At 71.3% G+C, this 24,659-nt stretch carries 23 protein-coding genes; 4 read left to right on the forward strand and 19 right to left on the reverse strand.

Annotated features, from left to right (window positions below):
- Nucleotides 1-884 precede the first annotated feature (884 nt).
- From ID810_RS08850 to ID810_RS08925, 16 genes are all read right to left on the reverse strand, one after another.
- On the reverse strand, nt 885-1,268 hold the full coding sequence (locus tag ID810_RS08850) for a DUF2550 family protein (protein WP_235931470.1): 384 nt from the start codon (nt 1,266-1,268) through the stop codon (nt 885-887).
- Between the two features lie 22 nt (nt 1,269-1,290).
- Nucleotides 1,291-1,635, reverse strand: coding sequence for a F0F1 ATP synthase subunit delta/epsilon (locus ID810_RS08855; RefSeq protein ID WP_166855834.1), 345 nt, complete (start codon nt 1,633-1,635; stop codon nt 1,291-1,293).
- Nucleotides 1,636-1,651: 16 nt separating this feature from the next.
- Complete coding sequence (gene atpD / locus ID810_RS08860) at nt 1,652-3,088, reverse strand: F0F1 ATP synthase subunit beta (RefSeq protein WP_166855836.1); 1,437 nt, start codon at nt 3,086-3,088, stop codon at nt 1,652-1,654.
- 62 nt (nt 3,089-3,150) lie between these two features.
- Entirely contained in the window at nt 3,151-4,095 is a 945-nt protein-coding gene (locus tag ID810_RS08865; protein ID WP_166855838.1) for a F0F1 ATP synthase subunit gamma, read from the reverse strand.
- A 1-nt stretch (nt 4,096) separates the two neighbouring features.
- Complete coding sequence (gene atpA / locus ID810_RS08870) at nt 4,097-5,728, reverse strand: F0F1 ATP synthase subunit alpha (RefSeq protein WP_166855840.1); 1,632 nt, start codon at nt 5,726-5,728, stop codon at nt 4,097-4,099.
- Between the two features lie 58 nt (nt 5,729-5,786).
- Nucleotides 5,787-6,602, reverse strand: coding sequence for an ATP synthase F1 subunit delta (gene atpH, locus ID810_RS08875; RefSeq protein WP_166855842.1), 816 nt, complete (start codon nt 6,600-6,602; stop codon nt 5,787-5,789).
- A complete protein-coding gene (locus ID810_RS08880; RefSeq protein WP_166855844.1) occupies nt 6,599-7,198 on the reverse strand; it encodes a F0F1 ATP synthase subunit B in 600 nt (199 codons plus the stop codon). The genes atpH and ID810_RS08880 overlap by 4 nt, the downstream gene beginning before the upstream one ends.
- A 14-nt stretch (nt 7,199-7,212) precedes the next feature.
- Nucleotides 7,213-7,416 carry an ATP synthase F0 subunit C gene (gene atpE, locus ID810_RS08885; RefSeq protein WP_166856146.1) on the reverse strand — a complete coding sequence of 68 codons (204 nt, stop codon included), beginning with the start codon at nt 7,414-7,416 and terminating at the stop codon, nt 7,213-7,215.
- 83 nt (nt 7,417-7,499) lie between these two features.
- Complete coding sequence (gene atpB / locus ID810_RS08890) at nt 7,500-8,339, reverse strand: F0F1 ATP synthase subunit A (RefSeq protein WP_235931469.1); 840 nt, start codon at nt 8,337-8,339, stop codon at nt 7,500-7,502.
- 150 nt (nt 8,340-8,489) lie between these two features.
- The gene (locus ID810_RS08895) at nt 8,490-8,933 is read right to left on the reverse strand and encodes a hypothetical protein (protein WP_235931468.1); all 444 of its coding nucleotides are present in this window, start codon (nt 8,931-8,933) and stop codon (nt 8,490-8,492) included.
- Complete coding sequence (locus ID810_RS08900) at nt 8,930-10,075, reverse strand: MraY family glycosyltransferase (RefSeq protein WP_166855846.1); 1,146 nt, start codon at nt 10,073-10,075, stop codon at nt 8,930-8,932. The genes ID810_RS08895 and ID810_RS08900 overlap by 4 nt, the downstream gene beginning before the upstream one ends.
- The gene (locus ID810_RS08905; RefSeq protein WP_166855848.1) at nt 10,072-10,842 is read right to left on the reverse strand and encodes an L-threonylcarbamoyladenylate synthase; all 771 of its coding nucleotides are present in this window, start codon (nt 10,840-10,842) and stop codon (nt 10,072-10,074) included. The genes ID810_RS08900 and ID810_RS08905 overlap by 4 nt, the downstream gene beginning before the upstream one ends.
- A gap of 11 nt (nt 10,843-10,853) precedes the next feature.
- On the reverse strand, nt 10,854-11,015 hold the full coding sequence (locus ID810_RS08910) for a hypothetical protein (RefSeq protein WP_166855850.1): 162 nt from the start codon (nt 11,013-11,015) through the stop codon (nt 10,854-10,856).
- Nucleotides 11,008-12,159, reverse strand: a complete 1,152-nt coding sequence (locus ID810_RS08915) for an exo-alpha-sialidase (protein ID WP_166855852.1) — start codon at nt 12,157-12,159, stop codon at nt 11,008-11,010. Before ID810_RS08915 ends, ID810_RS08910 begins: the two co-directional genes overlap by 8 nt.
- Before the next feature lie 59 nt (nt 12,160-12,218).
- Nucleotides 12,219-12,950: a LuxR C-terminal-related transcriptional regulator gene (locus ID810_RS08920; protein ID WP_235931466.1), complete on the reverse strand. Its 732-nt coding sequence runs from the start codon at nt 12,948-12,950 to the stop codon at nt 12,219-12,221.
- The gene (locus ID810_RS08925) at nt 12,947-14,545 is read right to left on the reverse strand and encodes an ATP-binding protein (protein ID WP_243856568.1); all 1,599 of its coding nucleotides are present in this window, start codon (nt 14,543-14,545) and stop codon (nt 12,947-12,949) included. The genes ID810_RS08920 and ID810_RS08925 overlap by 4 nt, the downstream gene beginning before the upstream one ends.
- Nucleotides 14,546-14,659: 114 nt before the next feature.
- On the opposite strand from ID810_RS08925, the gene ID810_RS08930 reads away from it, so the two are divergent.
- From ID810_RS08930 to ID810_RS08945, 4 genes are all read left to right on the forward strand, one after another.
- Entirely contained in the window at nt 14,660-17,173 is a 2,514-nt protein-coding gene (locus ID810_RS08930; protein WP_166855854.1) for a PspC domain-containing protein, read from the forward strand.
- Between the two features lie 46 nt (nt 17,174-17,219).
- Complete coding sequence (locus ID810_RS08935) at nt 17,220-17,729, forward strand: hypothetical protein (RefSeq protein WP_166855856.1); 510 nt, start codon at nt 17,220-17,222, stop codon at nt 17,727-17,729.
- Nucleotides 17,730-17,766: 37 nt separating this feature from the next.
- A complete protein-coding gene (locus tag ID810_RS08940; RefSeq protein ID WP_166855858.1) occupies nt 17,767-18,312 on the forward strand; it encodes a glutathione peroxidase in 546 nt (181 codons plus the stop codon).
- Nucleotides 18,313-18,465: 153 nt separating this feature from the next.
- Nucleotides 18,466-19,332 (forward strand): aldo/keto reductase, encoded by an 867-nt coding sequence (locus ID810_RS08945; protein WP_188232587.1) that lies wholly within the window; start codon nt 18,466-18,468, stop codon nt 19,330-19,332.
- 151 nt (nt 19,333-19,483) lie between these two features.
- On the opposite strand, the gene ID810_RS08950 is transcribed toward ID810_RS08945, so the two are convergent.
- The 3 genes from ID810_RS08950 to ID810_RS08960 all read right to left on the reverse strand — a co-directional run bounded on the left by ID810_RS08950 (nt 19,484) and on the right by ID810_RS08960 (nt 24,600).
- Nucleotides 19,484-20,080 carry a DJ-1 family glyoxalase III gene (locus tag ID810_RS08950; RefSeq protein ID WP_166855860.1) on the reverse strand — a complete coding sequence of 199 codons (597 nt, stop codon included), beginning with the start codon at nt 20,078-20,080 and terminating at the stop codon, nt 19,484-19,486.
- A gap of 497 nt (nt 20,081-20,577) precedes the next feature.
- Entirely contained in the window at nt 20,578-23,973 is a 3,396-nt protein-coding gene (locus tag ID810_RS08955; protein WP_166855862.1) for an ABC transporter ATP-binding protein/permease, read from the reverse strand.
- Nucleotides 23,974-24,006: 33 nt separating this feature from the next.
- Entirely contained in the window at nt 24,007-24,600 is a 594-nt protein-coding gene (locus ID810_RS08960; RefSeq protein WP_243856569.1) for a methylated-DNA--[protein]-cysteine S-methyltransferase, read from the reverse strand.
- Nucleotides 24,601-24,659 lie beyond the last annotated feature (59 nt).

The following is a 24,659-nucleotide window of genomic DNA, read 5'->3' on the forward strand; positions in this document are numbered from 1 at the left end:
GCCCGGCTGCGAGGACCTGACCTGGCAGTGCCCGTGCTGATGGCGCGCGGGTCCTGGCAGCCCGCCACCCACAGGGGGGTGATGAGGCCACACCCCCCTCGCGCCCAGCGGGCGGCAGAGCGGCCCGGGCCCCAAGAGACGATCACGGTGAGTGGTCGATGAACCGGGTCATCTCCTCGTGGGGCGGCCTGGCTCCGCCGCGAACAACACCGGTGCCCCTGCGCACAATCTCGCCCACGCGCCACAGCCCTGGGTCCTCCTGGCCCAGCCGACGCGGCCGGCACACCTGTTCAGACTCGCCGGTGCTCACACCAGGGGGGCCTCGCCCTCATCGAGGCGGTTGTGCTTCCACCAGCTGCGCAGGGTGTGCGCGCAGAATCCCGCCCAGGGCCTGGCCCACTCCGGTGCAAGCAACCCAGCCGGAGCACTGCCCGGCACTAACACGTTCCTCGACGAGCCGCAACGCCCCCGCCCTGAACCCGAGGGCGTACACCTGGGGCATGCTCCGATCCTCCTTGAGGAAGCAGGTCGGAACAAAACCCAGGACGCTTCAGCCGGCATCCGTCGTGGCCCGCAAAGGACTCGACTACTGCCATCGATCTCGTTCCTCAGGTTCTGATCTCGTTCCCCACAAGTCGATCTCGCTCCTCAACCGAACGAGATCGAGCGCTGAGGAACGAGATGAACGGGCGAGGAACGAGATGGATGGGCAAGGCACGGGGGCGAGGAACGAGATGGATGGGCAAGGCACGGGGGCGAGGCACGAGATGAACGGGCGGGTGGAACGCTGAGGCACGAGATGGACGGCCGGGTGGAGCGCTGGGGAACGAGATGGACGGGCAGGGACCTGCACGTCGGGTCACCGGGCGGGCTGGCGCCCCCGCTCAGAAGAGCCGCGGCTGACTGGGGGCCGCGGCCTCGAGCCAGGCAACCAGCGCCGAGTGGGAGTCCTCGAGCATGGCGAGCTCGAGCCTCTGGCCGCCGACCGTGCAGCTGACGTCGATGATGCGCCCGTCCGCACCCCGCGGGCGCGAGTCGGTGATCTCGAAGACCTCGCGGGGCAAGCGGTAGCGCGGCCACGGGCTGAGGGACACAAGCCGGTGCCAGGCGATGGCCTCGTCACCGAAGGCGGCGACCCCGCTCATGAGCCGCTCGGTCCCCGCCGGGCGCAGCGCACACTCGAAGGAGCCCACCCTGGAAGCCAGGATGCGGAGCCTGACGAGGAAGGCGACGGCGAGCAGGAGCACAAGGGCAATCAGCCCCAGCACGCACCACCCCGCCGTCGCCATCTCAGTCCAGGTCCCCGGACGCGGTGTCCACCACGCGCTCGGCCAAGAGGTCGAAGTCCGCAGCGGTACCTGTGATCTCGTCCCCGATGCGGTCCGCAGCGACGGTGACGACGTCGTGGTCCACCGAACAGAAGCCGCCGGCCACCTCGAGGCGCTCGACGGTGCCATCGAGCAGCGTCACGCGCACGGTGCCGCGTCCCAGGAGGGCGAGGATCGGCTGGCGCCCGGGCAGGACGCCCAGCTCGCCGTCGGCCAACGGCACCGAGACACTGGCGGCCTCACCGGCGAAGGCGGTGCCGCCGTGCCGGGAGACGACCTCGACTACGAGCGTGCGGGAGGAGCTCATCTGCGTGCCCCCGTGCTCAGGCGCCCGCGAGCTCGGCGGCCCGGCGCTCAAGGTCTTCGATGCCACCGATGTTGAAGAAGGCCTGCTCGGGGACGTGGTCGTAGTCGCCGTCGGCAATGCGCTTGAAGGCCTCGATGGTCTCCGCCAGCGGGACCGTCGAGCCGGGCACGCCCGTGAACTTCTCCGCCATGTAGGTGTTCTGGCTCAGGAACTGCTCGATGCGGCGGGCCCGGTTGACCGTGACCTTGTCCTCCTCGGAGAGCTCGTCAACACCGAGGATGGCGATGATGTCCTGCAGCTCCTTGTTCTTCTGAAGGATGGACTTGACCCGGGTGGCGACCTCGTAGTGCTCCTTGCCGACGAACTCGGGGGCGAGCAGGCGCGAGGAGGAGGCCAGCGGGTCCACAGCCGGGTAGATACCGCGCGAGGCGATCTCACGGCTGAGCTCGGTGGTGGCGTCCAGATGCGCGAAGGTCGTCGCCGGGGCCGGGTCCGTGTAGTCGTCCGCGGGCACGTAAATGGCCTGCAGGGAGGTGATGGAGTGGCCACCGGCGGAAGTGATGCGCTCCTGGAGCTGGCCCATCTCGTCAGCCAGGTTGGGCTGGTATCCGACGGCGGAGGGCATGCGTCCCAGCAGCGTGGAGACCTCGGAGCCGGCCTGGGTGAAGCGGAAGATGTTGTCGATGAACAGCAGCACGTCCTGGTGCTGGACATCGCGGAAGTACTCCGCCATCGTCAGGGCGCTCAGGGCCACGCGCAGACGCGTGCCCGGCGGCTCATCCATCTGGCCGAAGACGAGGGCGGTCTTGTCGAAGACGCCCGCCTCATCCATCTCGACGATGAGGTCGTTGCCCTCACGGGTGCGCTCGCCGACACCGGCGAAGACGGAGACACCACCGTGGTTCTGGGCCACGCGCTGGATCATCTCCTGGATGAGGACCGTCTTGCCCACGCCGGCGCCGCCGAAGAGGCCGATCTTGCCACCCTGGACGTAGGGGGTGAGCAGGTCGATGACCTTGATGCCGGTCTCAAACATCTGCTCCTTGGCCTCGAGCTGGTCGAAGGCCGGGGGCTGACGGTGGATGGGCCAGCGCTCGGTCACCTCGAGGGTCTCGCCCTCCTTGAGGTTGAGGACCTCACCGGTGACGTTGAAGACGTGACCCTTGGTGACGTCGCCCACCGGCACGGTGATCGGGGAGCCGGTGTCGCGCACCTCGGTGCCGCGCACCAGGCCGTCGGTGGGCTTGAGGGAGATGGCCCGCACGATGTTGTCACCCAGGTGCTGAGCGACCTCGAGGGTGATCTCGTGGTCCTCGTCACCCTCGCCGGTGCCCCGAACGGCGGTCTTGAGGGCGTTGTACATCGCGGGGATGGCGTCCGGCGGGAACTCGATGTCGACGACGGCGCCGATGATCCGGGTGATGCGCCCGGTGGCGGTGGTGGTCTCAGCCATGATGCGTTCTTCCGTGTCCGTGTGGGTGGGGCGAGGGGGCCGTGGCTCCCCGTGTGGTCTGACTACTCGACGCCCAGGGCGTCGGCTCCCGAGACGATCTCCGTGATCTCCTGGGTGATGTCACCCTGCCGAGCCGCATTGGCCAGGCGCGTGTAGGTGTTGATGAGGTCCTCGGCGTTGTCCGTCGCCGTGTGCATCGCCTGCTGCCTGCTGGCCAGCTCGGAGGCGGCCGCCTGAAGCAGGGCGTTGCGGATACGGCTGGAGACGTAGCGGGTGAGCAGGGCGTCGAGCACCTGCTCAGCGCTGGGCTCGAACTCGTAGATGGGTGAGGCTCCGGAGAGCTCGGCACGCTGACTCTCAGTGCCGGCGACGATGTCCTCCCGGTTGAACTGCCCCGGGCCGTCGACGTCGACGACGGTCAGCGGCAGCATGCGGCGGACCTCCGGGACCTGGGAGACCATCGACACGTAGCGCGTGAAGACGATGTGGACCTCGGCCACGCCGCCGGCCTCAACAGGGGCAAGGAAGTGCTCCAGCAGGAGGAAGGAGACCGAGTCGATGACCTCCTGGGTGGGACGGTCGGACTCCCCCGTCCAGGCGAACTCGACCGGCCGGCCGCGGAAGGCGAAGTAGGAGGCGGCCCGGCGGCCGGAGGTGAAGACCACCGGCTCCTTGCCCTCCTCAACCAGCTGCTCGATGAGCCGCTCGGCCTCGCGCAGGATGGTCGCCGAGTAGGCGCCCGCCATGCCGCGGTCGGAGGTGACGACAAGAACCGCCACACGCCGAGTGTCCGTGCGCTCCCGGGTGATCGGGTGGTCCAGGTGCGCGTAGGTTCCGACGGCGGCGACCGCCTGGCTCAAGGCGTGGTCGTAGGGACCGGCCTCCTGCGCGTCGCGGCGCGCGGCACCGATCCGGGACGCAGCGATGAGCTCCATCGCCCGGAAGACCTTCTGCAGGGTCTTGGTGGACCGGATGCGCTGCTTGTAGACACGCTGGTTGCCTGCCACGTCAACCCCTCGTGCGGACGATCTGCTCGGCCGTGCGCTCGGCGGGGGTCGAGCCCTCGTCGATGACGACCTCGCCCGACAGCAGACGGTCACCCGCGATGTAGGAGGCGCGGAAGGCCTCGACCTCGGCGCGCAGGCGCTCCTCGGTCTCGTCGCTGAGCTGGCCGGTCTCACGGATGGTGGCGAGCACGGTGGAGTTGCGGCGCAGGGAGCCCAGCAGGGCCTCCTCGAAGGGCAGCACATCCGCCACGTCAAGGTCGTCAAGGTAGCCGTTGGTGCCGGCCCACACGCTGACGACCTGCTCCTCAACCGGGTAGGGAGTGAACTGGGGCTGCTTGAGCAGCTCCATGAGGCGCTCACCGCGGGTCAGCTGCTGGCGCGTGGCCGCGTCCAGGTCGGAGGCGAACATCGCGAAGGCCTGCATCGAGCGGTACTGCGCGAGCGTGATCTTGAGCGTGCCGGAGACCTTCTTCATGGCCTTGACCTGCGCGGCGCCACCGACGCGGGACACGGAGATGCCGACGTCGACGGCGGGACGCTGGTTGGCGTTGAACAGGTCCGACTGCAGGAAGATCTGGCCGTCGGTGATGGAGATGACGTTGGTCGGGATGTAGGCGGAGACGTCGTTGGCCTTCGTCTCGATGATCGGCAGGCCGGTCATCGAGCCGGCGCCGAGCTCGTCGGAGAGCTTGGCGCAGCGCTCCAGCAGGCGCGAGTGCAGGTAGAAGACGTCACCCGGATAGGCCTCGCGGCCCGGCGGACGGCGCAGCAGCAGCGACACGGCGCGGTAGGCCTCGGCCTGCTTGGACAGGTCATCGAAGATGATGAGCACGTGCTTGCCTGCGTACATCCAGTGCTGGCCGATGGCCGAGCCGGTGTACGGCGAGAGGTACTTGAAGCCCGCGGGGTCGGAGGCCGGGGAGGCGATGATCGTCGTGTACTCCAGGGCGCCGCGCTCCTCAAGGGTGGCGCGCACGGAGGCGATGGTCGAGCCCTTCTGACCGGTGGCCACGTAGATGCAGCGCACCTGCTGGGCCGGGTCGCCGGTGTCCCAGGCGGCCTTCTGGTTGAGGATCGTGTCCAGGGCGATGGCGGTCTTACCGGTCTTGCGGTCACCAATGATGAGCTGGCGCTGGCCGCGGCCGATCGGGATCATCGAGTCGATGGCCTTGAGCCCGGTCTGCAGGGGCTCGTGGACGGACTTGCGGGCCATGACGCCGGGGGCCTGGAGCTCCAGGGCGCGGCGGCCCTCGGAGGCGATCTCACCCAGGCCGTCGAGGGGGCGGCCCAGCGGGTCGACGACGCGCCCCAGGTAGCCGTCGCCGACGGGCACGGACAGGACCTCGCCGGTGCGGCGCACGACCTGGCCCTCGTCGATGCCGGTGAAGTCACCGAGGATGACCACACCGATCTGGCGCTCGTCGAGGTTCATCGCCAGGCCGGAGGTGCCGTCCTCGAAGGTCAGCAGCTCGTTGGCCATGACGCCGGGAAGGCCCTCGACGTGGGCAATGCCGTCAGCGGCGAAGACGACGTGCCCGACCTCCTCGGCGGCGACCTCGGCGGGCGTGTAGAACTCGACGAACTCGTCGAGCGCGGAGCGGATCTCCTCCGGCCTGATGGTCAGCTCTGCCATCTGTCGTCTCCTTGTCTTCGTGGAATGCCGTGTGGCGGGTGTCTGTGGGGCGGTGGGCTCAGCCCACCAGGGCGCTGCGCAGACCCTGGACGGACGAGCGCACGGTGGAGTCGATGACGGTGTCACGCATGGTGATCTTGACCCCGCCGACGACCTGCGGATCGATGACGGTGTTGAGCTCGACCTCTGTGCCCGCACGGCGGGTCAGCAGGGTGCGCAGGCGCTCCTCCTGGGCCGTGGTCATGGGCACCGCGGTGACGACGTCGGCGATGACGCGCTGCTGCATGGCGGCGGCGAGCTCGGTGACGCGACGCAGGTTGGCGGGCACGCCGCCCTCGGCGCCGTGGTACACGCACCAGGTCAACAGGCTCAGGGCCGTGGCGCTCAGGTGGGGGCCGAAGACCCGGTGTGCCAGGGCCACACGCGTCTCGGTCGCGGTGCGGCGTGAGGGGGCGAGGGCGGTGCGCAGCTCGCGGTTGCCTTTGAGCACGTCGGTGACGTCGAAGAGCTCCTGCTCAACGGCCTCGATGGTGCCGCCACTGCGGGCCCCGGACAGGATGGCCTCGATGCCCAGGTCGTGCAGGGCACTGACGAGGTCGACCGGCCGGGACCAGCGTCCGCGCACGAGCGACTGGAGCAGCGCGACGACACGCTCGTCGGCCCGGTCGGTGAACAGGCGCGCCGCGAGGGCGGCCTTGTCATCGGCGGAGCGTCCGGGGTCGGTCAGGGGCCCACGCAGGGGGTTGACTGCGATGAGGTGGGCGACCAGGAGGATCTGCTCACCGAGCTCGAGGCCCTGCGCGCCGGCGGCGAGCAGGACGGGGTCCCACGCCTGGCTCGCGGCGGTCCTGGAGGCGGCGGTGCCAGTGTTCACCGGGACTCCCCCGTGGCGCCGGCGGCCACCGAGGTGGTCTGGGCGTCAAGCTCGTCGAGGAAGCGGTCGATGACGCGGCCGGACAGCGCGGTGTCCGTCAGCTGCTCACCGACGATCTTCTCAGCGAGGGTGGAGGCGAGCAGACCGACGTCGGTACGCAGGCTGATCTGGGCGGCCTGCTTGTCCGCGTCGATCTGGCGCTTGGCGGCGTCGACGATGCGGGCGGCCTCGGCCTGGGCCTCGGTGCGCGCGGCGGCGACGATCTCCTTGGCCTCGGCCTGAGCGGAGTCGCGCAGGGAGGAGGCCTCGCGTCGAGCGTCCTCGACGATGCGGGCGGCCCGGAGCTCGGCGTCCTTCTGGTCCCCCTTGGCCTTCTCGGTCAGGGCCAGGCCCTCTTCGATGGTCCGGGTGCGCTCGTCGAGCACCGCGTTGAAACGGGGCAGGGCGTACGTGATGAGCACGACGGCGATGAGCGCGAAGGCGACCGTTCCCCAGATGAGGTCCGGGAGGTGGGGGATGAACAGGCCGATGCCCTCGGGTGCACCGCTCGCCGGGAGCACGGTGGCGAGCACGGGGCCCGCGGTAGCGATGGTCACGGCGGGGCCTTCGGTCAGAAGACGAAGCCGGCGGCGAAGCCGAGCAGACCGAGGGCCTCGATGAGGGCGGCACCGATGAACATGTTGGTGCGCAGGGCGCCGGCGACCTCGGGCTGGCGGGCGGTGCCCTCCTGGGTCTTGGCCACAACCATGCCGATGCCCAGGCCAGGGCCAAGGGTGGCGAGGGCGTAACCGATGACGGTGATCGAGCCGGTGATGTTCATGGTGTCTCCTTGTAGTGGTGGCCGCCCGGGGGCGGGAGGCGTGGCGGTCGGGATCCGGCGGGCGGGTCCCGACCGGGTCAGTGGACGTGGACGGACGAGTCGATGTAGACGGCGGTGAGCAGAGTGAAGATGTAGGCCTGCAGGGCGGCGATGAAGGACTCCAGCAGGACGAAGGCGATGCCGGCCGCGAGGGTGACCACACCGGCGGCCTTGAACTCAGCGGAGGCGTAGACGAACAGGAAGTTCGTGCCGATGAAGCACAGGCTCAGCAGCAGGTGCCCGGAGATCATGTTCGCCATCAGACGGATGGTGAGCGTGAGCGGTCGCAGGACGAGGTTGGAGAGGAACTCGATGGGGATGATGAGCGGGGCCAGGAAGCCGGGCACACCGGAGGGCATGACCGAGCCCTTGAGGAACGTGCCGACCCCATTGGCCCGGATGCCCGCGTAGATGAAGACGACGTAGGACACGAGGGCGAAGATCAGGGGCATGCCGACGACGCCGGTGGAGGCGATCTGAAGGCCGGGGATGACGCCGGAGATGTTGAGGAAGAGGATTCCCAGGAACATGGCGGTGAGCACGGGCGCGTACTGGGTGCCGTACTTCTTGCCCAGGATCTCCTCGGCGATGTTGACGCGCACGAAGCCGATCATCATCTCCAGGACGTTCTGGAGGCGTCCGGGCACGAGCCGGGCGCGTGCGGCACCGATGCCGAAGACGAGCACGAGGGCCACCGCCATGACCAGGCGGACCATCATGACCCGGTTCATCTCAAAGGGGGTGCCGAGGAAGGCGAAGGGCTCGGGGTAGAAGTCGTCGATCGACGGCGGGGTGAAGCCACCATCACCGTGGGACATCGGCAGGCGGGCACCGACGACCGCCGTCAGGCTCGCGGTGAGGCTCGCGCTCGTGATCACCAGACCTCCTTGTTCATGGGCGCTGTCGTCTCTCGGGGCGGCCCGCGCCAACCATAGCCTAGGTCGCAGGTCCCTGTGACACAGCCTCCGACGGCCCAACCGTCCGTGCGGCAGGCCTGTGAATGGACGGTTCAGCCGACGCCTGGGACCTCAGTCCTGCGGACGGGACATGGGCTCGACGGTGAGGGTCCGGCCGGTCGCCAGTGTGACGATCTCGACACCGGTGACGGCCAGCAGCACCACCGCCAGGGGCACGAAGAACCACACCGGGTCGATGCTCTCGCGGTGGGGTCCGAGCAGGAGCACAACCGCGATCATGACGGCGACCTTGCCCGCGAAGGAGAGCATGACGCCACTGGAGGCGAGCAGGGGGTAGCGCTCCCACGGGAACCACAGGGCGAGCGCAGTGAGGGCGGTCAGGGCGGCCCCGGCTCCGGCGCCCCACAGCGCCCCGGTCCAGGCCCCTGCCCCGCTCAGGGCCCCGGCGGCGAGGCTGAGGGCGACGAGGACACCGCCCACAATGGCCACGCGCCGGGCGGCGGTGCGGAAGACCTGCCCGTGGGTCTCGATGACGGGGCGCGGAGACCGGCTCACGGCTCCTCCTTCTCGCGATGGGTGGGGGCGGAGCGCCTGCCACGCCCGCCGCGCAGGACGTGGCGCACCCCGGGCATGAGGTCGGCGGTCACCAGCAGGGCGGCGAGGGCCGCCACGATGGCGCCAACGGCGACCCGCTGCCAGGGCAGGAAGGCCAGGGCCGCCGCCGGGAAGGAGAAGGCCGCGGCCCACACGTACATCACGAGCACGGCCCGGCGGTGGGAGTGGCCGGCAGCCAGCAGCCGGTGGTGCATGTGCATGCGGTCGGGGTGGAAGGGGCTGTGCCCGGCGCGGGTGCGCCGCACAACGGCCATCACCATGTCGGTCAGGGGCAGCAGGAGGACGGCCAGGGGCAGCAGCACGGGCAGGAAGACGGGCACCGCCGTCGTCCCCTCGAAGGTGGCGGGGTCAACCTGACCGGTGACGATGATGGTCCCGGCGGCGGACAGCAGCCCGAGCTGCATGGAGCCGGAGTCACCCATGAAGATCGTCGCCGGATGGAAGTTGTGCGGCAGGAAGCCCAGGCACACGCCGATGAGGGCGGCCACGACGGTGGCGGCCAGCGAGGTGTAGGACTGCGGCGAGGTGGCGCGGGTGAGCACGTACACGTAGGCGAAGAAGGCGACGGCGCCGATGCCGATGATGCCGGCGGCCAGCCCGTCGAGCCCGTCGACGAAGTTCACGGCGTTCATCGCCACGACCACCACGAGAACGGTGGAGACCAGGGACAGGCGCGAGGAGCCGATGGTGAGCCCGCCGATGGGGAAGGTGATGAGCTGCACGCCCTGCCAGGCCATGACGCCCGCGGCCAGGACCTGCCCGGCGAGTTTGGTCATCCAGTCCAGGTCCCACAGGTCGTCCACGACGCCCAGCAGGCACACGATGCCGGCACCGATGACGACGGCCCAGCCGGAGTCGTCAATGGAGGCCTCCAGATAGGGCACGCGCGAGGCCACGGTGATGGCGGTGGCGAAGCCGACGAACATGGCGACGCCGCCGAGCCTGGGGATGGGCACGGAGTGCACGTCGCGGGCGCGCACGGGGGTCAGGGCGTTGGACACGAGTGCCACGTGCCGCACGACGGGCACCGCGATGTAGGTGACCGCGGCGGCGATGAGCATGACGAGGAGGTAGACCTTCACTCCTGGGCGCCCTCCTCGCGGGCGAGCGGGGCGGCGCCGGCGACGGCGAGGACGGGGTTGAGCACATCGGCGAGCTCGGCGCGGGTGATGACGCCTTCGCGCAGGACGAGGGGGGCCAGGGCGTGCCGGCCCGCTAGGGAGACGATGGTGGAGGGTACGGGGCCGGGGGTGGGGCCGCCGTCGAGCAGCAGGATGTCGGCCACAGCCCCGTCGGTGGGCGCTCCGACGTCTAAGGGCCGTCCGGACCCAGCGGGCAGGTCGGCACCAGTGAGCGCTCCGGCGTCGGTGACGCGGCCGGGGAAGGCGGCGCGGGAGGAGGCGGCGTCGGTGGCGGGGGGCTCACCGGTGGGGTTGGCGCTGGTGACGGCCATGGGGCCCACCTGGCGCAGAAGCGCGAGGGCCAGGGGGTGGTCGGGCATGCGCACGGCGAGGGTGCCGCCGGTCTCGCCCAGGTCCCAGCCGAGCCCGGGCGCGGCGTCGAGCACGAGGGTGAGGGCACCCGGCCAGCAGGCCTCCATGAGGGCGCGGGCGGTGGCGGGCACGTGGGCGACGATGGCGTCGAGCTGCTCGGGGCCGGCGACGAGGACGGGGGGCGGCATCTGGCGGCCGCGGCCCTTGGCGGCGAGCAGGCGGGCCACGGCCCCGGCGTCACTGGCGAGGCAGCCGATGCCGTAGACCGTGTCGGTGGGTAGCACGAGCAGCCCCGAGGCGCGCACGTGGCGGGCGGCGGCGAGGGCGGGGGGGCTCGGGTGATCCACGCCGGTCATCCTCGCACGACTCAGCCCCGTGCCGTCCCCACCCCGGCGAGGGGCACCCGCCCAAGGTGCAGCGCGCCGCCGCCGTCGGGGGCGGGAGCCTCCCACACGACGAGGGCGTCGCCGTCGGAGTCGCCGTCGGACAGCAGGGCGAGGTCGGAGTAGCCGAAGGGGGCATCACCCATCTCGTGGAGCACCTGCCAGCGCCCCTTGGCAGTGCGCAGGCTCAGGCGTCCGGCGCGGCGCCCGGCCGGGTCTCCGGCGTGGGACAGCAGGGCCCGGCCGCCGACCAGGGCGATGAGCCCGGCGTTGCTTGAGCAGTTCGGGGCGGGCCTCCTCCTCGTCGACCCGGCCGCCGACCAGGGCGATGAGCCCGGCGTTGCAGCCGGGGTCGGGGACGTCCGCCTCGCGCTGCGCGGGGCTCCAGGTGGCGGCGCCGTCAACGGAGAGGCTGGTCAGGCGGGTGCCGCCGTAGGCGCCGTCGCGGGCGCTCATGAGCACGGTCGCACCGTCGAGGGCGACGACGGCGTGCTCATCGGTGCCGCTGGTGCGCGCGCCCCCGGCGAGGGAGCGTCCGGCACTGGTGGCGACGGGAACGGGTCGTCCCAGGCGCCAGGTGATCCCGTCGTCGTCGGACAGTAGACACACCGAGCGCAGGTGGACGTCCTGACCGGACCGGGAAGGCGCGGGCAGGGCGGCGACGAGCGGGGCCACGAGGCGTCCGACGGCGGGGCCCGGGCCGAGCACCGTGCCGTGGCCGGAGGCGGGGAAGAGGACGCAGCCCTCGGGGAAGACCGGGCCGGGCAGGCACAGGTCGGTCAGGTCCGTCCAGGCCCAGGTGGCGCCGACGTCGTGGCTCGTGGCGTGCAGCAGGCGCAGGGTGCCGGGCTCGGGAGCCTGGCCGGCGCGCCAGGGGCGGGTGGGCACGTGGGCCCCGAAGAGCCCGACGTCGGCGCTCGCGGCGGCCAGGAGGTGCAGGGTGCCGCTCGGGCCCTCCAGCAGGACGGGGTCGGACAGGCCGACGATGCCGGGCAGGGCCTCGGGGTCCGGGAGCAGGGGTGCGGGGGCGGACCAGGTGGCGCCGTCGTCGTCGCTGGCGCGCAGCCACAGGGAGTTGGGGTTGGGCAGGTCGCCCGGCAGGGCTCCGCCGCTGGTGCGCCAGGCGTCGTCGGAGGTGGTGACGGGGCGCAGGTCGTGGGCGAGCAGCAGGCGGCCGGTGCAGCGGTGGCGCAGGAGGGCGGGCACGCGCAGGGCGGCACCGGGGGTGGGGCGGCCGGTGACGGCGGTGATGTCGGCGGCGGTCAGGACAGTGGTCGCGGGAGTGCTCATGGTGGGGCTCTGGGGGCGGCGGGCCTTAGGGGCGGCGGGGCGGGCCGGTGGCGCGGGGCTCAGACGATCCGGCGGGCGGCCGCCCAGCGGGTGAGCTCGTTGCGGTTGGACAGCTGGAGCTTGCGCAGCACGGCAGAGACATGGGTCTCGACCGTCTTGACGGAGATGAACAGCTCGCTGGCGCACTCCTTATACGTGTATCCGCGGGCGATGAGGCGCATGACCTCGCGCTCGCGCGCCGAGAGGCGGTCGAGCTCGGAGTCGGCGACGGCGACCTCCCCCGTGCCGGCACCGAAGGCGTCGAGCACGAAGCCGGCCAGGCGCGGGGAGAAGGCGGCGTCCCCGGCGGCGACGCGGCGCACCGCCTGGGCCAGGTCCTCGGCGGAGATCGCCTTGGTGACGTAGCCGCGGGCGCCGGCGCGGATGACGCTCACGACGTCCTCGCTGGCGTCGGACACGCTCAGGGCGAGGAAGCGGGTGTCGGGCACGTCATGGCAGGAGGCGACGACCTCGGCCCCTCCTCCGCCGTTGCCTCCGGGCAGGTGGACGTCGAGCAGGACGACGTCGGGGACGAGGGCGTGGACGGCGGCGACGGCGCCCCCGACGTCGTCGGCCTCGGCGACGACCTCGAGGTCGGGGGCGTTGAGGTCGAGCTCGGCGCGCACCCCGGCGCGCACGAGGGTGTGGTCGTCGACGACGATGACGCGCAGGCGGCGGGCGGGCGGCGTCGCTGGGGCGGGGCCGGCTCCGGTCGGGTCCGGGGCGGGTCCGGTCGGGGTGGCGGCGCTCATGCTGCTCCTGAGGGGGTTGTGACGGGCGGGTTGATCGGGGCGGACGGGCTCGTCGACGCCGGGACCGACGCCGGAGAGGCGGCCGGGGCGGACGAGCTGATCGAGACGGGCGGGGCCAGCGGGCTGAACGAGACGGGCGGGGCCAGCGGGCTGATCGAGACGGGCGGGGCCAGCGGGCTGAACGCCGTCGGAGAGGCGGCCGTCGCGGGCGACGAGCCAGCCGGAGAGCCAGCCGTACCGACCGTCACGGCCGCGGAGGCGGGCAGGTCGAGGTGGACCTCGGTGCCGGTGGACAGGCGGCGGATGGTCGCAGTCCCGCCGCGGCGAGCCATGCGCCCCACGATGGACTCGCGCACACCGTGACGGTCCGCCGGGACCGCTGCGGCGTCCTCAAGACCGAAGCCGGGGCCCCGGTCGCGCACAAAGACCTCGAGCCTGTCCTCACTCATCTCCGCGTAGACGCTCACGGGCGGCGCCCCGTGCTTGACGGCATTGGTCAGGGCCTCGCGGGCGGCGGCCACCACGACCTCGGTGTCGCGGTCCGGCAGCCGGTCGCCGACGACGACGAGCTCGATCTCCGCCCCGTAACGGTCCTCGACCTCTCCGACGAGGTCGCGCACGGCGTCGGCCGCGGAGGTGCCCTGGGCAGCGCGGTCGGTGTAGAGCCATGCCCGCAGCTCGCGCTCCTGGGAGCGGGCCAGGCGGGCGACCGTCTCCGGCTCATCCGCGCGGCGACGGATGAGGGTGAGGGTCTGCAGGACGGAGTCGTGCAGGTGTGCGGCGATGTCTGCCCGCTCGGCCTCGCGGACCTCGGCGGCACGCGCCTGGGCGACGGCGCGGTTGGCGGACAGCCACACGGGGGCGAGCACGAGGCCGACGCCGAGGATGAGGGCCCCTCCGGTCAGCATCCCGGTGAGCAGGGCGCGCGGCGGCGTGTCCGCGGCGAGCCACAGGAGGATGCCGACAGTGGTGAGCACGACGCCGCCCGCCAGGCGCAGCACGGCGCCGCGGTCACGGCCGGGGCCAACGACGGCCTCGATCTGGGACCAGGCGAGCGCTGCGCCCGCACCGCTGACGAGCACGGGCAGGAGCACGGAGTTCGGGTCGAGGAGCCCGGCCCGCCAGGCGAGGGCGAGCAGGCCGGCGGCCAGGATGGCTCCACCACCCAGAAGCGTGGCCAGGCGCGGGCTCAGGCGGGGGGTGGCGCTGGAGGTCTGGAGGTGCGAGGCCAGGCGGGCCCGGGTGGGCGGGATGCGTCCGGCGGCCTCCTCCCAGGGGTCCGCGGAGGGCACGAGGAGCCACAGCAGCACGTACAGGATGACGCCCGCCCCGCCGGCGAGGGCCGCGAGCGCGGTGGCGGCGCGCACGAGGGTGACGCTGACGCCCAGGTGTGTGGCAACGCCCGCGCAGACGCCTGCGAGGAGTCGTCCGGGGCGCGGTTCGGTGAGCAGGGGCGCGGGGGCGGGGTAGCGCGGTGGACGGCGCAGGGGCAGCCGGGCACCGGGCGCGCCGACCAACGGGTGACCGGGCACGGACGCCACGGGCACGGACGCCACGGGTCCCTGCGCGCGCATGGGTCCCGGGGTCGTCGTCATGACTCTATCGTGGCACGCGCTCAGGGCAGGGAGCCGGGTCCCGGGGGCTGACCAGGGATCATTCAGGGTGTCCCCCCATCGTCGGGGTGCGGTGGCGGGGGCGAGCATGGAGACATGAACGAGACCCCGATCCCCATCCCTGAGCAGGACGACGGCGCAGCGCAGCCTGATCCGGCACAGCCCGGTCAGGCAGGAAGCGGCCCGGCACAGTCCGGCCCCTACCAGCAGTCGTATCAGGCCCCGTACCAGCAGCCGCAGGACCCGTACCAGCGTCAGGCCGGTCAGTACCCGCCCGGCGGCGGGTACCAGCAGCCGCATGGCGGGTACCAGCAGCCGCATGGCGGGTATCAGCAGCCGGGAGCCGGTGCGCCCCATGCCAGGACGAGCCCGCTGCACTCCTTCTTTGCCTCGGTGCGGCGCACCGGCCTGTTCCGTTCCGAGGAGCGGTGGGTCGGAGGTGTCGCCGGGGGGCTCGCCCGGCGCCTGGACCTCGACCCTGTGCTCGTGCGCTGCGTGTGGCTCGTGCTCATGGTGTTCTCCGGGCTCGGTCTCGTGCTTTACGGGCTTGCCTGGGCGCTGCTGCCTGAGGAGCGCGACGGGCGCATCCACGCCGAGCAGGCGTCCTGCGGGGACATCAACGCCGGGCTCGCCGGTGCCGCCGTCGCTGTCATCACCGGTTTCGGTCTGGGCGAGGGCGGTCTCTTCCCTGCGTGGTTCGTGCTGGGCTGGACCTCTTCTTCCGTCGGGCGGGTGCTCACCACGCTGTTCTGGGTCGGGCTCATCCTGCTCGTGCTGTGGGCGGTGACCCGGGGTTCGCGGATGCGCAAGACGCCTCAGCCGGAAGGCACGTATCCCGGCGGACCGCACACCGGTGGCACGCAGCAGCCCGGTGGGCCGGTCCAGCCGACCACCGCGTGGGCCGCCGCTCCGGCGACCGAGGCCGGACGCCCGCCCCACACCCCGCAGGCCCCGCTGGCCTCGCCTTCCCCCGTCACGAGCGTGGCCCCGGTTGCCCCGGCAGGCACGGCTGCCTCAGCGGACGCTGCCGCCGCGCCCCGTGCAGCCACCGTGACCGCGGACAGCGCCGTCGGAGACACCATGAGCGCAACAGACGCCGATGACGCGGCGGGCACGCCGGACCCGGCAGGCACCGAGGGCCCGGCAGGCACCGAGGGCCCGGCCTCAGTTGCCGACCCGATGGGGACGGCCGACACTGTGGCCCCCGTGGCTCCCGCGGCCAACCCGCCCGCCACCGCCGACGCTGCCTATGCGGCACAGCCCGCACCCTCCGCGAGCACAGCGGCCTTCCACACCCCCTACCAGCCGACCCCCGGCCCCACCCCGGCCTGGGCCTCCACACCTGTCAGCAGCCCGGGCGCCCCCACAGGCCCTCGGGCCGGCGGACCCGCCGTCGCCCCCGCCTGGCGGGCACCCGCGGCGCCGGTACCCGTGCCCGTCGCCCCGCCGAGGGTTCCCGGCCCAGGCCGTTCCCTCAGCCTCACGGTCCTCGCTCTTATCTTGTTCTCCCTGGCGGCCTCTGGCCTGACCACCACCACCGGTCGCCTCGGCGTCTTGAGCGCGCTCGTCGTCTGCGCGGGCCTGCTCGTCACCACCCTTGGTCTCGGCGTCGTCATCAGCGCCTTCAGGGGTCGGCGCGGAGGCTGGATGTCCGTCTGGGGCTTCCTCACCCTCATCATCGCCGTGCCGTCCCTCTTCTTCGGCTCCCTCGTCGGCGGCGTCGGCGCCCTCAACGGGCGCATCCCGAACCAGGAGGTCAACATCGTCGTCACCGAAGCCATGCTGGACGGCGCCGGAGGCCACCTTGACCTGGGCGACTACGCCGTCGGCACTGTGAATATCGACCTGCGGGATCTGCCCGCCGAGGCGGCCCGTGGGGTCACGATCGGCGTCTCGGTGGGTGTCGGCAGCGTGCGGGTGTGGACCCAGCAGGGCCAGGCCGTGACGGTCAACGCCGAGATCGGGATCGGGGAGATGTCCGGAACCCTTGCCGAGACGTGGCACTCCTCCGGCGTCACGCAGTCCCAGAGGACATACGCGCCCTGGGCGGAGACGTACTCCGTGACCGGGAAGAACGTGCTCGACACCTACGTCGTGCGCAACGGCCTCGACCTCGACGCGCGGCTCGCCTCTCCCGCCGCCCAGACCGGTGGCACGACCGATGCCCTCCAGATCGACGTCGAGGTCGGCGTCGGCGTCGTCAGGGTGGACGAGCGCAGGAACGAGGTCACCTGGACCGGCTGGGTGTACGACGCCTACTGGGTCGTCGACTCCTGGCAGGAGCCGAACGGCATGATCCACGACGGTACCGAGCCCGTGCCCGGCATGACCTTCCCCGCCGTGTCCTCCGACGACGTGCGGGCGTGCACCGAGAAGATCGCCGACCGGGTCGCCCCGGACGACGCCTACGACTGGCCCGACGGTCCTGACAGCCTCGACCTGCTGCCGGACGACGTGCGCGCCGAGGTTGACGCCTGCGTCCTCGAGCGGATCGGCATACGGACGGGACAGGTGCCGCCGGACGCCGAGCCCGTGCCGTCTCCCACCGCCGTGGAGCCCACCGCGCTGGCGACCGATGCCGCCACGCCGGCACCGACCGCCACCCCGTGACCTGGACGTCCGACGACGTCACACGATGCTGACAGGAGCCAGAACCATGACCACAACACCCGCCTCAGCCCACTCCCCCGCCGGGAGCGCTGAGACCACCGAGCTCGTGGAGATCGCCGAGGTCGCTGAGACCACCGAGCTCGCCGCGCCCACCGAGGTTGGTCAGACCGCGGCGCCCACCGAGGTCGTTGACCCAGCGACGTTCGCCGAGCCCACCACACAGCCCTTCGCCTCGCCGTCTGCCGAACCCGGCCCAGCAGAGCCCACCACCCAGTCCGGCCCAGCCACGCCATCGGCACAACCCGGCCCGACCGCGCGCGTTGTCAACGGCGTGTGGACCGCCTCACACCAGCCCGAGCCGCAGGCCCCGCGCACGCTCCGTCCGAGCACGCTCTCCTGGGGGGTGCTGCTCGTGAGCATCGGGGTCATCACCCTGCTCATCGGCCTGGGGGTGCGTATCAACCTCGCCACCGCCGGGATCAGCGTGCTCGTGGCGCTCGGGGTGCTCCTGCTCGGGCTGGCGCTGCTGCCCCAGCACGGCTCGGAGCGCTCGTAGGTCTGAGCGTGTCCGAGGCACCGGGCATACTCGCCGCATGACACAGCTGCGCGACCTCACCGTCCGGGCCCAGGACGGCACCGACATCAACCTCGGCCGCTACGAGGGCAAGGTCCTGCTCATCGTCAACACGGCGACGGGCTGCGGCTTCACCCCACAGTACGAGGACCTCGAGCGCCTCTACCAGGCCCACCGCGAGGCGGGCCTGGAGATCCTCGACTTCCCCTGTAACCAGTTCCGGGGGCAGGCCCCGGGCACGGACGCCGAGATCCACGAGTTCTGCACCCTGACCTACGGCACCACCTTCCCCCAGTTCTCCAAGGTGGAGGTCAACGGCGAGGGCGAGTCGCCGGTCTTCACCTGGCTCAAGGCCGCCACGGGTTTCGAGGGGATGGGCTCCTCCGCCAAGGCGCTGGCCATGCGGGCCATGCTCAAGGCGCAGGACCGCCACTACGCCTCCAAGCCGGACATCAAGTGGAACTTCACCAAGTTCCTCATCTCACGCCAGGGCGAGGTCCTGGCTCGATTCGAGCCCACGGCGCCGATGTCCGAGGTCGAGGCCGCCGTTGTCGCCGCGCTCTGAGGACGGGGATTTGGCGGTGCACTCTGGGGGCGTCGCCGTCGGCGGTGTCTCGGAGGCGTGTCGCAACACCCGGGGGGCGGGCCCCACCCGGGTACGGTGGAGCTGTCCAGAAACGCGTGAGGCGACAGCACCCGACCACGGAAGGACACCGCCATGATCACCTCTCTGACCGACACGCTCCCGCTCTCCGACGGCAACGCCATCCCGGCAATCGGCTACGGCACCTGGCAGGTCACCGACGACGAACAGGCTGTGTCCGCCGTCAAGACGGCCATCACCGCCGGCTACCGCCACATCGACACCGCCGCCTACTACGGCAACGAGGCGGCGGTCGGGCGTGCCATCGCCGAGGCGCTGGCGGACAACGGCCTGGCCCGTGAGGACCTGTTCGTCACCACCAAGCTGTGGAACACGCGCCGCGGTCACGATGAGGCCCTACGCGCCTTCGATGAGTCGGCGCGTCTGCTCGGCCTCGACTACGTCGACCTCTACCTCATCCACTGGCCCGCGAACTCCCGCCAGCACCCCGAGGACTGGGCCGAGGTCAACGCCTCCACGTGGAGCGCCTTTGAGGAGCTCAAGGCGGCGGGCCGTGTGCGCTCCATCGGCGTGTCGAACTTCATGCCCCGTCACCTTCAGGCCCTGCTCGCCGGCGCCGATGAGCCGCCGGTTGTCAACCAGATCGAGCTGCACCCCGGCTTCGGCCAGTGGCAGGCCGCTGCGGCTTCCCGGGAGGCCGGCCTCGTCGTCGAGGCGTGGAGCCCGCTCGGTTCCGGCACGGTCCTCAGTGACCCGGTGCTCGCGGCGGTGGCGGACGAGACGGGGCGCACGCCCGCCCAGGTGGCTCTGCGCTGGCTTCTGCAGCAGGATGTCGTCGTCCTGCCCAAGTCGGTGACGCCCGAGCGGATCGTCGCCAACGCCGAGCTCTTCAACTTCGAGTTGAGCGACGAGCAGATGGCGGCCGTGAGTGCGATCGACGATGGTCTCGAGCACCACGACCCCGACCAGGTAACGTTCTAAGGGACCTGAGGGACCGTCTGCGGCCCGGTCGGCGGAGGAGAGGAGCCCCGGGGACCCGGGATCCTGACCGGCAGGAACCCAACCGGTCAGGACCTCAGCCGCGAGCCGTGGACGTGGAGTCCGCTCGGCTCCGGCTGGGCAACCCGGTCGGTCAGGACCTCAGCCGCGAGCCATAGACGATGCCGGTGCGCACGCGGTCGGCGGCCTCGGTGTCGAGCAGGTACTCGATGACCGCCAGGCCCAGGTCCGTGGCCGTCGCCATGCCCCGGCTCGTGATGAGGTTGCCGTCCACGACGACGGCCTCCTCGCTCACCTCGGCGCCGTGATCGGCCAGCACCTGCATGAAGCCCGGGTTCGCCGTCGCCCGGCGCCCGTGCAGGAGTCCGAGCTCGGCCGGGATCGACGGAGCGGCGCAGATCGCCACCAAGGGCTCGTCCGTCTCCAGGCGCCGGCGCACCTCATCGGTGACGGCCTGCGAGGCGCGCAGGTTGGGGGTGCCCGGGATCCCTCCGGGCAGCATGACGAGGTCGTAGGCGGCCAGGTCCGTGTCCGCCAGCCGCGCGTCGGCGAGGAAGGTGATGCGGTGCGAGCTCGTCACCTCCAGCGAGTCGCCCACGGCCACCAGGTCCGTGCGCACACCGGCCCGGTAGAGGACGTCGACGACCGCCAGGGCCTCGACCTCCTCCAGTCCGGGGGCGACGAGGACAGCAACCGTCTTGTCGGTGGCGAGGGTGTCGGGCGTGGGCATATTTCCTCCTCGGGTGGCGTAGCGTCGGGTGTCGCGCGGTCGCGGTTGGCGGTGCGACGGTGGAGCGCACTCCCAACGGGGCCGCAGTGGTGCCGGAGTGGTGGTCGTTGCACGCTCATGTTACGCCTGTGATTTCAGAGATCCGGGGTTTTCGTTGGAATTCCGCGGTTTGCGCCCTTTGACGGAAAACGGCTGCTGAGGCTCCCATGTGCGTGCGTGTGGCCCATGCACATGGGAGCCGAGCGTCCCGAAACGCCCGAACCAGAAAACCGCGGAATCCTGCGGATCTGACCCGCCGCCCCATCACGTGAGCGTGCATCACCCCGCCAGCGGCCTCGCACAAGGTCACTGCGCGAGCTCGCCGCACGAGGCCGCCGCACGAGCTCGCCGCGCGAACTCGCCGCACGAGGCCGCGGGAACCGTTACCCCGTCTGCGTCGTGCCCGCCGTGCTCGACCCGTACGCGGTGTAAGCCAGGGATGTCCCCAGGCGCGGGTGTCATTCGCTGCGCAGGGCCTCCACCGGGTCCTCACGGGCCGCCTTGCCCGAGGGGATGATGCCGGCCACCACCGTCAGGCCGACGGAGATGAGCACGAGCACGACCCCCGCGGTCACCGGCAGGGTTGCGATCGGGTAGACCCCGAAGCGCGCGTTCACGATGGCGTTGGCCGGCAGCGACAGCAGCACCGTCACCCCCACGCCGAGCACACCCGCCAGCAGCCCCTCGATGACCGTCTCCGCGTTGAACACGTGCCGCACATCCGAGCGCGAGGCACCAATCGCCCGCAGGACGCCGATCTCCTTCTTGCGCTCCAGGACGGAGATGTAGGTGATGATCGCGATCATGATGCTCGAGACCACGAGGGAGATCGCAACGAAGGCGATGAGCATCCAGGAGACGATGTTGACGATGCGCGTCACCGAGCTCATGAGCGTGCCCACGAGGTCCGAGTAGGTGATGACCCGTTCATCCTCTCCCGCGGCCTCGGCAGCCCGGTTGTAGTCCTCAATGATGGTCTTGACCGCGTCCTTGTCCTCGAAAGACGCGGGGTAGATGTCGATCCTGTGGGGCGAGTCGAGATCGGCCCAACCCAACGACGCCAGGTTGTCCTCATAGGTGGGCAGCGTCGTCGACATGAGGGTGGACATGAGGGCGGCCAGATCCTGCTCGCTCATGCTCGGCTTGAAGGCGGCGGCGAAGGCCTGCTCGTCAATGCTCATGGCGGAGGACAGGGAAGTCGCCAGCTGTCCCATCGCCTGCTCGATCTGGGTCTCCAGCGTCGCCTGGAGCGAGGTCATCATCTGGGTCATGGCGTTGGTCATCGTGGTGGACACGTAGCTCGAGACCAGCTCCCCGACCGCCCCCGACAGCCGGGTGCCGAGCTGGGTGGCGATCTGGGTGCTGATGGCCGTGGCCGCGCGCTCGGACACGTCCGTGGCGACGGCGGACAGAGCCGCGTCCTCACCCAGGCCCGCCAGCAGCTGCTCAGTGAGCACGGCCGTATCGACACTGGAGGCGGCCGCGTCGCGCAGTGGCTGAGCCATGTCCGGCCCGTCGGGCTGGGAGGGGTCCGCGGGCAGCGCGAGGTATGTGGTGACCAGCTCGAAGACGGAGCGGTCGGGGGTGTTGGGGTCGGCCAGGTCCGCCTGCATCTGGGTCTGGACCCAGGGCACCATGCCCTGGACGAGGGTGACGGCGGCGGTCGACAGGGTCTGTCCCGCGTCGGGCCGGATGACGCCGTCGGCACTCAGAGCCCGGGTGATGATCGTCTGGTAGTCGACCTCGGCCAGCTGCGGGTAGCAGGTGGCGAGGTCGGACAGGTCCAGGGTCGACAGGTCCAGGGTGCTCATGTCCACCGCGCCCACACTGGACATATCCAGGGCCGACAGGTCCATGCCGGACATGTCCAGGCCGGCCAGGTCGAGGGAGGCGGGGCCCACGCTGGACATGTCGAGGCCGGACAGGTCGAGCTGGAGGGCGGAGGGGTCGATGGAGAAGGCCGACTCGAGGGCTGCGCCGTCGATGGTGAACAGGGAGGACATGTCGAAGGAGGTCATGCCCTCGCCGGAGGCCAGGTCCTCGAAGGTGCGGCCCGTGAAGACGTCCGTGTCGGGGCGGGCGATCTGGTCGCGCACCACCTGGGAGGCGGCCGCCTCCTCCATGACCTCGCGGGTCAGGGCCGGCGTGTAGTAGACGCCCTGGCCCAGCAGCGCGGAGTCGTCGTTGGCGCGCACGACGCCGACGATGCTCAGCCGCTCGCCGTCGGCCACCAGCTGACGCATGACATCGGTGTCGTTGGAGCGGTCCGTCCACACCCCGTAGGTCTCGTCGTAGGTGTAGCGGTCGCTGGCGGCCACCCGGGAGAAGGTGCGCCCAAGGATCTGCTCGTAGGTGTAGGTGCGCTGCTCGCCCCGGCCCTCACTGTCCTCAGGGACGTTGCCGGCCATGTAGGCCGCCATGAGATCGTCGAGTTCGGCGTGGTCGCGCAGCCCGAGCGTGTACTCGAAGACGTCCTCGATCTGCCCGGACTCGGGCACGACGAGTACGAGCTCGTTCGCCGCCTGGGGCCAGCGCCCGGCCACGACGTCGTACGTCGACTCGTACAGGCCGGAGTGCTCCGGCAGCTGGCGGAAGGCGTCGACGGAGACGAGGGAGGAGAACACGCCCGACCCGCCCACCGCGGCGCCCATCTGGGCGAAGGCCTGCTCGGGGTGGAGCTGGACGACGGCGTCGGAGGTGTCCACCCGATAGATCTGCGGGGCGACGTCGTAGGTGTACTCGATGGCGTTGATGTGGGACTGCACGCCCCCGCCGTCACGGTCGAGGTAGGCCTTGAGGGCGGTGAGGTCGTTGCTGGACTGCGAGCCCATCGTCGCAGTGAAGCCGGCCGCGGTCCTGATGGTGCCGTCGGCGGCCGGCTCGGTGTCCGACGGCGGGGAGGTGAGCATCGAGGTCATGTCGAAGCCGATGGCCTGGATGCTCAGGGGGTAGGAGGCCAGGGTCTCCTCCTCGGTGCGCGCGATGTAGGCATTGACGCCGTTGGCCAGGGCGAGGATCGTCGCGATGCCGATAATGCCGATGGACCCCGCGAAGGAGGTCATGATCGTGCGGCCCTTCTTCGTCATGAGGTTGTCGAAGGACAGGGCGAGGGCAGTGAGCGGGCCCATGCGGGTGCGGCGCGTCTCCTTGGCGGCGCGGGCGGGCTCGGTGGCGGGGTCCAGGGGGCGCGAGTCGGAGCGCACCCGCCCGTCGGCGAGCTCGACGACGCGGGTGGCGTACTCGCGGGCGAGCTCGGGGTTGTGGGTGACCATGATGACGAGGCGGTCGGAGGCGACCTCGCGCAGCAGGTCCATGACCTGGACGCTGGTGGCGGAGTCGAGGGCGCCGGTGGGCTCGTCGGCCAGCAGGATCTCGGGGTCGTTGATGAGGGCCCGGGCGATGGCCACGCGCTGCATCTGCCCGCCGGAGAGCTGGTTGGGGCGCTTGTGGACGTGGTCTGCCAGCCCCACACGCTCCAGGGCCTCGACGGCCCGACGACGGCGCTCGGCGCGCCGGACACCGGAGAGGGTCAGCGCCAGCTCGACATTGGCCAGGACGCTCTGGTGGGGAATGAGGTTGTAGGACTGGAAGACGAAGCCAATGCGGTTGTTGCGGTAGGTGTCCCAGTCGCGGTCGCGGTAGTCCTTGGTGGACACGCCGTCGATGATGAGGTCGCCGGAGTCGAAGTGGTCGAGGCCTCCGATGACGTTGAGCATCGTGGTCTTGCCGGAGCCCGACTGGCCGAGGACGGCCACGAACTCGTTGTCCCGGAAGGCAAGGGTCACGCCGTCAAGGGCGGTCTGCGTGAGGGAGGCGGTGCGGTAGGCCTTGGTGACGGAGCGCAGCTCGAGCACAGTGCTTCTTCCGAGGTTGACGGCGGTGCCCGTTCACCCTACTGCGACGGCGAGGCCGAGCGTGTCACCCACCCGGCCGGTAGCGCCCGCACCGGCGACCCCGGGCAGGCCCTCGAGGCGCAGCAGCCAGGTCTTGCGCTCCGTGCCGCCGGCGTAACCGGTGAGGGAACCGCCGGCACCGAGGACGCGGTGGCAGGGGACGATGATGCTCACCGGGTTGCGGCCGACCGCGCCGCCCACCGCGCGAGCGGAGCGTGGGCGGCCGGTGCGGTCCTCGAGGTCGCGTGCCAGCTCGCCGTAGGTGCGGGTCTGCCCTGCGGGGATGTCGAGGAGCGCGTCCCACACGAGGCGCTGGAAATGCGTGCCCCGGGGCGCCAGGGCGGGGAGCGGGCCGGGGGTGCGTCGTGCGAAGTAGGCGTCGAGCCAGGCGGTGGCCTCAGCCAGGACAGGGGGCTCGTCTGGGGTGCCGACGGCGGCGTCCTCGTCCAGCCCGGCCCGGTCGTGGCGCTGCCCGTCGAACCAGCAGCCGACGAGGGCGCCGGCCCCCTCCCGCCCGGCACCCTCCTGCGCAGCCAGCGTCATGGGTCCGAGCGGCGAGTCGTAGGCGATGGTCACGGTGCGCGGCACGGGTGCTCCCTCCTGCTGGCGCGAGGCGGTCCTGCCCCAATGCTATTGGCCGACGGCGC

The sequence above is a fragment of the Actinomyces respiraculi genome (assembly GCF_014595995.2).
Classification (GTDB): Bacteria; Actinomycetota; Actinomycetes; order Actinomycetales; family Actinomycetaceae; genus Actinomyces; species Actinomyces respiraculi.

Coding starts and splice junctions, on each gene's coding strand:
- ID810_RS08855 (WP_166855834.1), bottom strand. CDS start 1,635: ATGAGCTCCTCCCGCACGCTCGTAGTCGAGGTCGTCTCCCGGCACGGC.
- atpD (WP_166855836.1), bottom strand. CDS start 3,088: ATGGCTGAGACCACCACCGCCACCGGGCGCATCACCCGGATCATCGGC.
- atpA (WP_166855840.1), bottom strand. CDS start 5,728: ATGGCAGAGCTGACCATCAGGCCGGAGGAGATCCGCTCCGCGCTCGAC.
- ID810_RS08905 (WP_166855848.1), bottom strand. CDS start 10,842: ATGACCGGCGTGGATCACCCGAGCCCCCCCGCCCTCGCCGCCGCCCGC.
- ID810_RS08910 (WP_166855850.1), bottom strand. CDS start 11,015: ATGGGTGATGCCCCCTTCGGCTACTCCGACCTCGCCCTGCTGTCCGAC.
- ID810_RS08915 (WP_166855852.1), bottom strand. CDS start 12,159: ATGAGCACTCCCGCGACCACTGTCCTGACCGCCGCCGACATCACCGCC.
- ID810_RS08920 (WP_235931466.1), bottom strand. CDS start 12,950: ATGAGCGCCGCCACCCCGACCGGACCCGCCCCGGACCCGACCGGAGCC.
- ID810_RS08925 (WP_243856568.1), bottom strand. CDS start 14,545: ATGACGACGACCCCGGGACCCATGCGCGCGCAGGGACCCGTGGCGTCC.
- ID810_RS08930 (WP_166855854.1), top strand. CDS start 14,660: ATGAACGAGACCCCGATCCCCATCCCTGAGCAGGACGACGGCGCAGCG.
- ID810_RS08935 (WP_166855856.1), top strand. CDS start 17,220: ATGACCACAACACCCGCCTCAGCCCACTCCCCCGCCGGGAGCGCTGAG.
- ID810_RS08940 (WP_166855858.1), top strand. CDS start 17,767: ATGACACAGCTGCGCGACCTCACCGTCCGGGCCCAGGACGGCACCGAC.
- ID810_RS08945 (WP_188232587.1), top strand. CDS start 18,466: ATGATCACCTCTCTGACCGACACGCTCCCGCTCTCCGACGGCAACGCC.
- ID810_RS08950 (WP_166855860.1), bottom strand. CDS start 20,080: ATGCCCACGCCCGACACCCTCGCCACCGACAAGACGGTTGCTGTCCTC.